The following is a 13,094-nucleotide window of genomic DNA, read 5'->3' as shown; positions in this document are numbered from 1 at the left end:
TTAGACCTTTAAATTGTCAATATGCACTTCAGCAGAATCTAGTAAAATTCCATCTTTCAAATATTCTTTTAAAATTGGTTTAATTTCATAATCTAATTTCATTCTTAGTTGGTTATCATCTTGTACTAAGAAATAACTATGCCCAATCATGACATCATCTTTTTTAAAGTCGGGTGATAGATGCTCTTTGAATAATAAATCTAAATATTTGAAAATATTTTTAGCTTTTTGATTTTCAATAATAGTCTCATTAGGTTGTACATCAACAAATGCAAATCGTCTTCTTATTGCATAATCAATATGACCTACCGATCGGTCAGCCGTATTCATAGTACCAATAATGTATAAATTCTTTGGCAAAATTATTTGTCTGTCTTCCTCAAGCTCATACATCGTTGTTACAGCTTCGCCTCTATACTCTAAAGCATAAATCAACTCCCCAAGTACTGATGGCAAATTGGCTCGATTTATTTCATCAATAATTAATACATATTTTCCATTTGGATTATCTTGAGCTTTCTTTGCAAAAGCCGCTAGAACTTTGTTTTCGACGTTATAAGCAATATTTCCATTTTCATCTGTTTTCGCCACAATCCCTCTGACAAAATCCTCATAAGAATACGCCGGATGGAATTGTACAATTTGATACTCTCCTTGGCTTATCACTTCATTTTTTTCAGTAATATCCTTTCCTTCTTTTAAATTAAACGTAGAAGATAGCAAATTGGAAAATTCAAATGGTGTCATGTCTAAATTAAATTTTTCTTTTTTATTTATATAAATCTCATATAGTTTTTTATTTTTATCAAATACATTTAGAGCTGAGTAATCAACTTTAAAAATTTTTAAAGCATGATTAATCATTTTTTCACTATTTATAGGAAAATACTCTGTTGGATAGTATGTATTTAAAATTTTTAACATGAAACTATCACCGAAATATTTTGCTAATTCATCAAGATTTCTCTGATTTACCAAATTATGAAGTTTTTGTGCCACTTCTTTCATAGCAACGTCATCATCAGTGACGTTTTTAATAAATCCATGTTTACTATATTCCTGCGTACTTTTTTTCCAATATATTTGGTATGTACGAGATGAGCCAGGGAAGTAATATCCTAATGGCTGAAGCCCTCTTTCTATCCACCAACAAAAGTTATTACGCCCTCCTGTCCCAGTACAATATTGATCTAATGACAATTGATTTAATTGTTCTTTAGGAAATTGCTCTAAGAATTCAGAGAGAATATTTCGATGTTGCTCTCTAACTGCTATAACCTGATTACTAGATGAATCAAATTCTCTTAGTAGTTTATCAACAATTTCTTCTGGGCTACCAATAACCGATGGTTGAATTAATTTTTCAGCAATCAATTTAGCTAAGCGAGTTTTACCAGTACCGGGAGGACCTTGTAATACAATCTGATGCTTGCTAGAAAGTAAATTAATTGCATTATCCATCTCAATTTTCCCAAATATATCTTGATACCAAAATTTAATAAATTTTGAGCTATTTGCTACTTCAATAGTTGTTGATAAATATAATGAATCGTTCCAACTGGAACTAAATACAGCCTTATACTGATTTTTATAAATGTTTCCATCCAAAGATAATATTTCGACATCTCTAATTAGATCAAACCAAATACTATCATCTGTATTTTCATAACATTGACCTATCACCTTTACTAATGCAAGAGGCCCCTCACTTCTAATAAGGATAATGTCCCCTACCTGCATTACTGTGGAAAACTTTTGCGGTTGTCCTCTATCATTATCCCACTTTTTGCCCAAACCAATAACCTTCTTAGAGATGAGAAGGTTTTTTATCTCAGTACGATTAAATGCAGATTTATCGTTAGGATGTAACTGCATATGCCAAAAATTCATTTCTATACTCTAAATATATTTTTGATTTACTTAGTTGCTATTGATTTCTACTAACCAACACATCGTAAATAATATGTGCAAATTGCTTCATTTTCGCAGGATCACTCATAAGCTGTGTCATTTGCTCCATATGAGCAGCATTACTATCTAGCACTGCATCATCTAGCGCCGTATCAAACTCACCCAGCATGGCCTGTTCACGAGTGTTATTATTAATCTGTTTCATCATTCGTGTGTTCTCGGACATCTTGTCAGCAATGGTCAAAGCATAGTTGATCATGTCTTTCTCTGTCAGATTGTCCGTCACAAACAGATCATTCATACGGCTTAAAATCTGCGACAAAAAGTCTTCTTTCTTGTCCTTCGGCTTTGCAGTACCCAGTTCATTACCAGGCTCAAGTTTATACTCGGTACTATCGGCTTTCAGCTGAATATCCTGTTGGCGTAACTTAGACAAACGGTAATGCGTCATTGCAACATTACTTAGATCAACCTCATCCTCTTCGGCCACCTGTTCACGCAGTAATGGGCGCAAGTTACGGGCAAAAAGACTGAGCTTCTCTAGCTCCTTGTCGTCATATTCCATGATCTGCGACATAAACTCATAGAAACGGGTAAAACTACCTAAATCCTTTTTAAAGATTTCCAGCGCATCACGGGCTTTCTTCGCTTCAACAAATTCGTTTTCCGCATTGGCAATTAGTACGGCGTCACCTGTCTGCTTACAGCGTTCTAAACGGTTCTTGGTGACATCATAATCATTCACGGCTGCCGTGTAACGATGTTGCCAGCGTTGCATCGCAGGCTTACAGATATTGGCAAGTGCTGCATTGGATTTGTTCTTGCTATAGAAAGCTTCTGTAAACTGCTCTACCTCAGTCATAAGGAAAATACCTGCTGACTTCAACTTGTTGGCCAGATCGTACACCTGATCAGGATTGGACACATCTGCCAGTTCTGCCGTTTGGTAGTAAGGCTGGAAGGCATCCAGAATATCTTGCGGTTCATTAAAGAAATCCAGAACAAAGGTACCTGTTTCTGCTTTACCCGGATAAGTACGATTCAAACGAGATAAGGTCTGTACGCACTCAACTCCACCCAACTTTTTATCTACGTACATGGCGCACAGCTTCGGCTGGTCAAAGCCGGTCTGGAACTTGTTTGCCACAATCATCACCTGAAAATCATCGCTATCGAATGCTTTACGCATCTCACGACCTTTCAGGTTCGGGTTCATGTTACTTTCAGTAAATTTCTGCCCCAGTAGATGGCTACTATCAGAATCATTCTGGTTAAATTCTACCTCACCAGAGAATGCCACCATGGCTTGAATATTCTGGTATTTGTTCTCAGCAATGTATTTATCAAAAGCCTGTTTATAGCGCACGGCTTCTTTACGTGAGCTGGTCACCACCATGGCTTTGGCCTGACCACCCAATAAACCCATCACGTTCTTTTTAAAATGCTCGATGATCACGCCGACCTTTTGCGAGATATTATGGTCATGCAAGCGTACCCATTGGTTCAGCTTGATCTTGGCTTTTTTGGCATCAACGGTTGCATCTTTTTCTTCAATTTTCTGCTTGAGCTTATAGATGACTTTATAGTTGGTGTAGTTCTTCAGTACATCCAAAATAAAGCCTTCTTCTATGGCCTGACGCATGGAATAGACATGGTAGGCTTCAGGCAAATTGGTCTTCGACGGCGGCATGGTTGGGTCAGGTAAACGACCAAAGAGCTGTAAGGTTTTATCCTTAGGTGTGGCAGTAAAGGCATAGAAGCTCAAGTTAGCACTACCCTTACGTGATGCCATCACCGCATCAAGTACATCTTCCGAAGAAAGCTGTTCATCTTCTTCACTCTCTTCAAGCATTAGGGTTTCTTTGAGCTGACGCGCCGTAGAACCGCTTTGTGAAGAATGTGCCTCATCGGCAATGACGGCGTATTTACGCTCTTTTAAGCTGGTACTGTTTTCAATAGCACGCAGTACAAACGGGAAAGTCTGAATGGTGACGATGATAATCGGCTGCGCCATTTCCAAGGCTTTTGCCAGTTTCTCGGATTTAGAGCCATCACCTTCTTTATTGTTAATCCGCCCCACGACGCCATCTGCATGTTCAAACTGATAGATGGTATCCTGTAGCTGTGCATCCAGAATGGTTCGGTCTGTCACCACAATGACAGAATCGAACATCTTCTTATTCTGAGCATCATACAGACTGGACAACTGATGCGCCGTCCATGCAATCGAGTTAGATTTACCCGAACCTGCACTGTGCTGAATCAGGTATTTCTGTCCTGTGCCTTCAGCCAATGAGTCCTCAACCAGTTTGGTGACGACTTTCCACTGATGATAACGTGGGAATATCAGGCTCTCTTTTTTGTATATACGACCTTCCCAGTCTTCCTTTTCTTCAATCTGAAGATGGATAAAGTTACCAACAATATTCAGCAAGCTATCAGGTGTGAGTACTTCATTCCATAAATAGCCTGTTGCATACTGATTAGGATCATCAGGAATGTCATTGCCTGCACCCTGTTCTTTGGTGCCTTTGTTAAATGGCAGGAAGTAGGTACTGTCACCATTTAAATGTGTCGCCATATACACTTCATACTGACTCACGGCAAAGTGCACCAATGCACCGCGTTTAAACATCAGTAAGGGTTCAGGCTTGTTGGTTTCAGGGTCCTTGGGTAAGCGAGTCTTTCTATACTGTGTCATGGCATTTTGCACAGCCTGTTTAAACTCAGACTTAAGTTCCATGGTTGCCACTGGAAAACCATTGATAAACAGGGTCAGATCGATGCGCCATTTTTTGGCTTGTTTGCCTGTTACCTCTAGTTCGGCTTTGCTGGCGTATGGGCTATACACCAGTTCAGGCACCACACGGCAGATGTTTTGCTGATAGCGTTGATTCAGTTCAGGGTTTAAGCCATGCTCAGGTTTAAACTGGCAAAATGAGAAACGTACCCCACGGGTACGAATACCATGCCGTAATACGCCCAATGTGCCATAGCTGCGAGATTCGACATCGGTGGCATTGATGTCGGCTTTTTTAAGCTGAGCCACCACGGTATCTAAAAAATGACGTTCGGTATCATTCGGGAAGATGCTTTTAAACTTCTGCCACTCGACCTCTTGGGTCTTTTGCACAAAGTCTAAAACATCCTGTTCATATAATGCTTTTTCACGGTTATAGCCTTGCCCAGAACCCACAAGCCAACCATGGCTTTGCATTTGCGCAATAATATCTTTCTGGAAGATAGTTTCTAAAGTTGCATCCGATCTCATGTTTCCCCTACCCCTAAATACCCAAATTTCTTTATTACTGTTCTATGTGCCAAATAGGATGGCTTTGCCAATCTTCAGGGAAGCCCATCGCTGTTTTTGATATGTTGTGATGTGTCAAAAGTAGATCAACCAGACGTTTACGCCATGTATGCTGCGGAGCGATTTTGTCCATGAAATAGAGTAGAAATACCAGACTGTTATAAATTTTTCGATCTGCTGAGTTACTAGGTTCAAAATTGCATTGCACCCGAAGCCCCATCGGCTTACTGCGTGGCTTAGCGATGGTTTTGGTAAATTTGCGGTTCCATAGTCTTGAATGATGGGCACAGGTATTTCTTAAGTAAACAAAGTGCTGTAACAGCCCTTCAAACTGTTTTTCATCGCAATCAAAATGACTGGAAATGGCTTTACGTGTCTGAATCGGTGCCAGAAGCTGATACCACTTAGACAGTTGCCCAAAACTCATGACTTCGCAGGTGGCCCAGATTGGTGGTAATTCAGGATCATCATAGGTACGTTTATAGTGTTCGATAAAGACTTCATCTGCCCGGGACACTTCAGTTTTCAGTGATTCGAGTAAGCTGTGCCATCTAAAAGCGGGTTTAAAGTATTGCCCTTGTAGATAGGCATGACAGCCATGCCGATGTGCCAATTCATAGGCAAAACGGGTACGAACGGCAACTTCCAGGCGTTCTATGGCATCCAGGATGAGTAACCTTAATTCACGGTCGAATACATATAGCGCTAACACCTGTTCAAAACTGGTCTCTGGTTTAAAGCAATGTGGTGAATGGCTGTATTCAAACGGACGCCAGTAGGCACCTAAGCGATAATAATTGATTTGCTCTAGGTAAAATTGTGCATCTTGCTCATTGGCAAATTGCATACCTCGAGCTTTTAATAGCTCAATTTGTTCAGCAAAGGTTTTGGCAGGCTTATTGAAAGATTTCATAGTTGGCTTGCCCTGATTGTTATATTTTTTAGGGCTCCAGAAACAAGTAACCCGACAGTTTGAGGATGCAATTGCTTGCCTAGCCTTGTCGGGTGTTGTTGAGCATATAGTGAATCATTGCAATTATTTATGCAATGATTTTTTGTATCTGCTGCAGTCCGCATTGGTTTGAGCCAGCTCAGCATACTCACGAGCTTGACCCCGTTTTCGCCTCATTGGGATGTTGCCAGTTACGAACGTCACAAATCGGCAGGGATAGCCGATTTGGACAACGACAAAAACGTGATGGTGTCATTTAGATACCCTCCGTTTGTTTTTTGTCGTTGCCCGAAGGGCGTGAGGCATGATGCCGAACGTCTATTTTACCTGTCACCGCAGAGGAAATAAGGGCAGTACGGCGTTCTTGCATAAAATCAATCGCTTTAATATTTTTCTCAATTAAGTCATCAATTTTTAATAAAACTGTATCAATAAAATCTAATGTTGTTTTAATTTCTTCAACAGATGGCAATGTAATATCAATATTCCCCAAATTCTCCATAGATAAATTTGGTTGAGCCGCTTGAACAGCTCCCATCCAAATTAGACTTTGAGCAAAATGAGTACTTAGCCAATATGATATCCATTTAGCATATTCAGTTTCTTTAGGTCGAATAAAACTAACAGCTTGATTAGTATTAGCAGGTAATAATTCTTTTTGTAAAACTGATGATAATCCTGTTGTGGCACCCGCAATAATGACTAGAACATCATGCTCTTGTAATCGACTTCTTGCTAATTGTGCGTCTACATTTTCAGTAATAAAAAATTCAGGTGAAGAATTAACGATTGGCTTTTTACCAATATTTTCAGCCTTTAAGAAACGAATACCCTCAAAAACAAAATCACCACCCATTGTCGTGGGTGTAGTACCTTTTGAAATAATCTTTGAAAGATGCTTAATCTTAGCAACACTCCAATGCTCAGGCACTTGCCCTAACCATTCCACACCTGAATCTTTCATCGCCACATCAGGATTTAAACCTTTGGTGACTGCATGGCTAATCACCGCTTGACGCTTTTCTTTAAGTAGTTCAATCAGCTTTTCTTGTTTGGCAATTAAGCTATCAATTTTTGCGGTTTCATGGTCGAGGAAATTGGCGATTTTTACTTGTTCTTCAGCATTTGGGATACCTAAAGCATAGCTCCCAAGCTCATCTGAAGATAGCTCTAAGAATGTCGTACCACGCCCTAAGTTATTCAATTGTTTTGTAGATATACTTAAATAGTAGTAGAAAAACTTTGTAGATAAATCGTATTTTTTAACTAGAGATTTACACCCTTGATTCGTACAAGCCTCTTTACTTGTGACAGCCAATGAACCAATTGGGGCACGGCAAGATAAAATAATCGTGTCACTTGGAACAAGAGTTGTCCCACAAGAATCTAATCCTTTCTTTGTAATAGTTCTAATTGACTCCCCAATAACATGAGAACGCAATTTACTCAGATCAGATGGTGTTATCCATGTAATTTCACCATCCCAAAAAGCCTCTTCGCCAGATTTTGGAGTTGAACCATTTATAATTTCAAATAAATATTTGATCGGCTTTAAATCCCAATGGCGAGGAATCTCACCTAACCAATCAATACCTGAATCTTTATATTCAGCATATTTCTGATACTTCGCCATTATGAATGCACCTCTTGCAGCAGTGCCATAATTTCACGGCTGACCGCATCCAAATCCGCATCAATTTCCGCTAAGTCACGTGGTGGTTCATACACATAAAAATGACGGTTAAACGGAATTTCATAACCCACAATGCCAATTTCACCATCTTGTGCATCACGCTTATCTGCATTGATCCACGCATCAGGCACATGCGGTTGAACTTCACGCTTAAAGTAAGACTCGATTAAATCCGTTGTGCTTTGGCTTGGGTCAAGCGCAATGTTTTCCGCATCACGTAAATCACCATCCTGCACAAACTCAACCACTTTGCCTTTATAGCTAAACTGACCATAAAGCGGATTTTCTGAGCCTTTCACCACTTTATTGATGACAGGCTCAGCATCAGCATTCTTCCAGGTGATCGCATCAATGAATTGCTTCTTTTCTTTAGTTTCAAGTTTCACATTGGCATCTTTGAGTGCTTGTTTCAGTACGTCATCAAAGGCATTAAAGTCATCACATTGCGCTGTACCAATCTTCGCTTGTAAGGCTTGGGCTTTATTGAATAACTGACGTTGCTCTAACCACAGTTTCGGTTCAAGTACGGTTTTAATATCTTTTTCTTTCAGCTCGCTAAATTCAGCTTTAATCAGCGCACGAATCTCGGCTTCATACTCCGTCAATTGACCATAGCTGTCTGCTGTCCATGTTGCGCCGTATTGCTCATACAGCTTTTGCATCACCGCATTAAAAGGCTTCGGTGCGAAACGTAAAGTAGCAATACGCTCATCACTCACCTGTGCCGATAAACGCAAAGGACGCTCGATGGTCACACGGCGGTAGCCAAATTCGTAACTGTTAAAGATTTTACTTGAGAAAGGCTTTTTCTGATCACTTTCACCATCATGAGCTAAGGTATCTACCGCTTCAAATGCGCCGTAGTTTTGGGTAATGGTACGGATTTCTTCATCGGTTAAATAATTACGCTTCGAGCCTAAAGACTTACGCATTTTTGAACTGAGGCTAGTAGCATTAATCAAATGCACTTTGCCTTTACGCTCAGCATCTTTCTTATTGCTCAGTACCCACACATAGGTCGCAATACCAGTGTTATAGAACATGTCGGTTGGTAGCGCGATAATCGCTTCTAACAAATCGGCTTCTAGAATATAACGACGGATTTCACTTTCACCACTACCTGCACTTCCGGTAAACAAAGGCGAACCATTCAAGATAATACCAATACGACTGCCTTGCGCCGTGCTGTCGTCTTTATTACGCATCTTGCTGATCAGATGCATCAGGAACAGTAAAGAACCATCCGATACACGTGGCAAGCCTGCACCAAAACGACCTTCAAAGCCTTTTTGCTCATGCTCGTCTTTGATGTCCGATTCGATCTTCTTCCAATCCACCCCAAATGGTGGATTCGATAGCATGTAGTCAAACTTCTCATACGCCAACTGGTCATTGGATAGCGTATTACCCAATTTGATATTACGCACGTCCTGACCTTTAATCAGCATGTCTGCTTTACAGATCGCATAAGACTCTGGGTTTAACTCCTGACCAAAAACCCGCATCACAGCATCAGGATTATGCTCATACACATATTCTGAACCTGAGGATAAAAATCCACCCGTACCCGCTGTCGGGTCGTAAATAGTCCGGATAATGCCTTCTTTAGTCAGAGCATCATCATCTTTGCTAAAGACCAAACCAGTCGTTAAACGTACGATGTCACGTGGGGTAAAATGTTCCCCTGCGGTTTCATTGGAGCTTTCAGCAAAACGGCGAATTAATTCTTCAAACACCAAGCCCATTTCATGGTTCGATACGGCGCTATAACTTAAATCGGTTGCAGCAAACTTTTGCACCACTTTATAAAGTAAGTTGGCATCATCCAGTAGACCAATAAATTCGTCAAATTTGAAGTGTTCAAAGATTTCTCGGGCATCTTTAGAAAAGTTCTGAATGTAGTTGTTCAGGTTGGCACGGATGTCTTTTTGCCCCAGACTACCTAAATCCAATTCAGAGGTATTAAAGAATGACAGTCCACCTGTTGCCTTGAGAAGCATTTTTTCTTTGGCTTCTTCTGGTAAAGGCATTTGTTTGACTTTTTCATTCGCAGCAAGCACTTCGGCTTTAGTTGGCGCCAATACACACTCAAGACGGCGCAGTAAGGTAAAAGGTAAAATCACACGACCGTATTGCGATTGTTTGAAGTCACCACGCAGTAAATCTGCTACCGACCAAATGAATGCTGCTACCTGTGAAAAATTATTATTTGTCATTAAAAAATACCGCTTGCCCTAAGGCTATAAAACTTGAAATTTATAGTGATGATTGTGCCTGATTTACAACATGTTTTGCTAGAGATAGACTGTACAAAAGAATATTAATTAGTATGCCTATGGGTTTTTTAAGTATTATTGAAAATAAAGAAATTTTTAGCTTTATGCTCAACAATGAGCAGTGGGATAGACTCAAATATAAATATAAAAATCTAAGCATGCATATGCCTTGCTGTCAGACTCGTGCCATACCTAAAAAGAGTAAACTAGGTACACAATATTTTGCTCATCATCCTTCTAGTACTTGTAGCACCCCTACTGGTGAAAGCATTGAGCATCAGTTCTGTAAATATCTCATCTTAAAATACTTATATGAGAATGGATGGACTGTCACACCTGAGTTTCGTGGTCAAACGCCATCAGGTGAAATTTGGATTGCAGACATTTACGCTGAAAAAAACAAAGCAAAAATCGCCATTGAGATTCAGTGGTCACCGCAAAATATTGAAGAAACCAAGCGCCGTCAAGAAAAGTATATTGCTTCAGGTATTCGTACCGTCTGGTTTATTCGTACAACACAAAAAAATAAATGGGATGTCTTAGATTATCAAAGCTATGAACTGCCTGTTTTTTCTATATGGCTTAATCGAGAAAATCATCAATTCATTACAAGTGGCGCATTTTACAATTGGGATAACTCGGATTTAGTTGAAGTTGAGTTTATAGATTTTTTTAAAGCCTTGATGTCTGGCGACGTCCAATATTCATTAAAACCCAATGCAGCCCGCTCACTGCAATTTGCAATGAATACAATCCAATGTTGGAAATGTAAAAAGCCAACCAATACCATCATGGAAATTAATTACTTTATTCCACATGACAAGGGATTTACGAAAATATACCGCTTAGATGTAGAAGACCTCTCACATACACATAGCGAAATTTTAAATCAACCTAGCCTTATTCAGTCATACCAGTACGGGCTGATCAAAAAGCGTTATAGTAAGACACGAGGCGAAGCCTATTTATCTAATGGCTGTTATCACTGTGATGCGCTACAAGGTGCATTTTTTTCTCATCATGAACGTAATGCAGAGAACATGAAATATAGTCATTTTATCGATGTTCAGATTGATCCTGATACTAAAATTGATGGGCTTTGGTTTTATTTGAAATAGCGATTCAACAGCCTAATTTAGCTATCAACATAAGTCCTTGCATCTTACTTTTAAGCCATCAATTAACATCAATCATAGAGCTTTGATTGCCGAATATATTTAAGTAATCGATCTGTTCTTGGGTATATACGACATTCAGCAATGCCATATTTGAGGTCTAACTCTACACTCTGTAGAAGTTGATGCTGTAGCACATAAGGCTTTCGACAAATCCTTAGCCATAAAGGGTGATCAATTTGAGCAACCAACTTCCTCCTTGCTAGCCATGCTTGTTTTTGTATATGTTTTTTTATTTTTTGAACTACCCTATCTTTAAAATCATATCCATTGTTTTTGAGATAATCAGTGAGTAATTTTGACCATCTTATAAAGTGTTTATTCACCATTGACCGAGTATATTCCCGCAGAATCAATCCATATTTTCTAGCAATATGTTGATCCACATGTTGAGATAAAAGTGCAATTTCCCAAATTGTTAGGCTTTCGCCGTGGGTCATCTTCTCCTCTATTCTCCTCTCATCAATTTCATTTATAAACCCGTGCTTAACCAAGTAATGAATCACTTTAGTGTCTAATCGCTCTACTTCCGATGCACAATTTTGTAATTTAACCCCAAATTTTTTATGCGGTTTTTGAACACCACTAATTTGGCATTTTGCAGACCAGGTTTCATATAACTCTTTTTCAATCGTTTTAATTTCTTTGTCTGTATAATATTGCTCAGAAATCACTAGAACATGCAAATGCGGATGCCACCCAAAACTCGCTGAATAGGTAATTTCAAGCACTGTGATATGACCATTTTTAGGAAATATGCGTTTCCATTTTTTCCCCCGAAGTGCATCTGTAAACTTACTTTGAACACGGCTGAGACGTTCTAGTAAATCACTTAAATTATCTTTCAATGAGTGTGGAATCGTTAATGTCATCATATAAACATGTAAGCCCTCATTACGCACCACTTTTTGAAGTTGTAATAATTCTGCTTTCTTTTGAGCAGCCAATCGACTTGCACAACGTGGACATGTCCAACCCTTACGACAGTCTAGTATATTGCTGAATATGACTTTCTTAGAATCTACATGATAAAAAACATCCACATTTGAATTAAGCCACTTTACTGCTTTACCACACTGCTGAATTTGATTTCCTTGCTTATTTTTAAGTGTTTTTTGAATGATTTCTTGGAGCTTAGCTTTAAATATGCGGTTAGAAGTACGCCAGTCTAATGATGTTTTTACTTCACGACTGTCGGGGAATATTCTCTTATTAATATCTAAAGAATAACGGCTTTCCTGTGCTGATGAAGATAAAGTTTGCGATGAATATGTACGCTGTTGATCAAATGTCGGTGTATTTGAATCCATGTCTTTTCTGCTTGCTTAAAAACCAGAAAACTACATGTTTTAAAATTTGGATGATTAATTTGATGCAGAAAAATGAAAAAATGACTATAGGTGATCAATTTACCACCCCAAAAAACAACTTTCTAAAAACATAAACTGACTAAAAAAACAACGAATGATCACCAATAAATGGTTAATATTTGATCAACATGTCCTATTCTTTTATCCATTTTCCTATTATTCAGGATGAATAAATCAATAGTAAAATCCTTAAGAATAGGTCATTATTTGAATTCTTTATAACACAAAATAATCCCATCAAAAGATTTTTGAAAAAATAACCTAAGATATTGAATTAAATAAATATATATACAAATTAAAATTCTTGGGTTAAAAATTACAAATCGAATATCATGACTCCGGAGACTCATGAAAAAATTTAAAAAAGTTACCAATATCGCCAAGGTATTAAAAGAAAATGGCTGGGA

General features: G+C 38.7%; 7 protein-coding genes. 1 reads left to right on the top strand and 6 read right to left on the bottom strand.

The window, feature by feature from the left end:
- From ACPEPR_RS12020 to ACPEPR_RS12000, 5 genes are all read right to left on the bottom strand, one after another.
- Window positions 1-1,875, bottom strand: coding sequence for an AAA family ATPase (locus tag ACPEPR_RS12020; protein WP_228279168.1), 1,875 nt, complete (start codon window positions 1,873-1,875; stop codon window positions 1-3).
- Between the two features lie 52 nt (window positions 1,876-1,927).
- A complete protein-coding gene (locus ACPEPR_RS12015) occupies window positions 1,928-5,182 on the bottom strand; it encodes a type I restriction endonuclease subunit R (RefSeq protein ID WP_423562487.1) in 3,255 nt (1,084 codons plus the stop codon).
- 34 nt (window positions 5,183-5,216) lie between these two features.
- Window positions 5,217-6,134 (bottom strand): Abi family protein, encoded by a 918-nt coding sequence (locus tag ACPEPR_RS12010; RefSeq protein ID WP_423562486.1) that lies wholly within the window; start codon window positions 6,132-6,134, stop codon window positions 5,217-5,219.
- Window positions 6,135-6,429: 295 nt separating this feature from the next.
- The gene (locus tag ACPEPR_RS12005) at window positions 6,430-7,806 is read right to left on the bottom strand and encodes a restriction endonuclease subunit S (protein WP_423562485.1); all 1,377 of its coding nucleotides are present in this window, start codon (window positions 7,804-7,806) and stop codon (window positions 6,430-6,432) included.
- On the bottom strand, window positions 7,806-10,082 hold the full coding sequence (locus tag ACPEPR_RS12000) for a type I restriction-modification system subunit M (protein ID WP_423562484.1): 2,277 nt from the start codon (window positions 10,080-10,082) through the stop codon (window positions 7,806-7,808). Before ACPEPR_RS12000 ends, ACPEPR_RS12005 begins: the two co-directional genes overlap by 1 nt.
- Window positions 10,083-10,201: 119 nt before the next feature.
- Here ACPEPR_RS12000 and ACPEPR_RS11995 point away from each other — a divergent pair, with 119 nt between their 5' ends.
- Window positions 10,202-11,260 (top strand): competence protein CoiA, encoded by a 1,059-nt coding sequence (locus ACPEPR_RS11995; protein ID WP_423562483.1) that lies wholly within the window; start codon window positions 10,202-10,204, stop codon window positions 11,258-11,260.
- Window positions 11,261-11,328: 68 nt separating this feature from the next.
- On the opposite strand, the gene ACPEPR_RS11990 is transcribed toward ACPEPR_RS11995, so the two are convergent.
- Window positions 11,329-12,627, bottom strand: a complete 1,299-nt coding sequence (locus tag ACPEPR_RS11990) for a protein rep (RefSeq protein ID WP_423562482.1) — start codon at window positions 12,625-12,627, stop codon at window positions 11,329-11,331.
- Window positions 12,628-13,094 lie beyond the last annotated feature (467 nt).

It is taken from the genome of Acinetobacter sp. AND/436 (assembly GCF_049546925.1).
GTDB lineage: Bacteria > Pseudomonadota > Gammaproteobacteria > Pseudomonadales > Moraxellaceae > Acinetobacter > Acinetobacter indicus.
The sequence above is the reverse complement of the archived record's forward strand: the minus strand, read 5'-3'. Positions and strand labels throughout refer to the sequence as shown.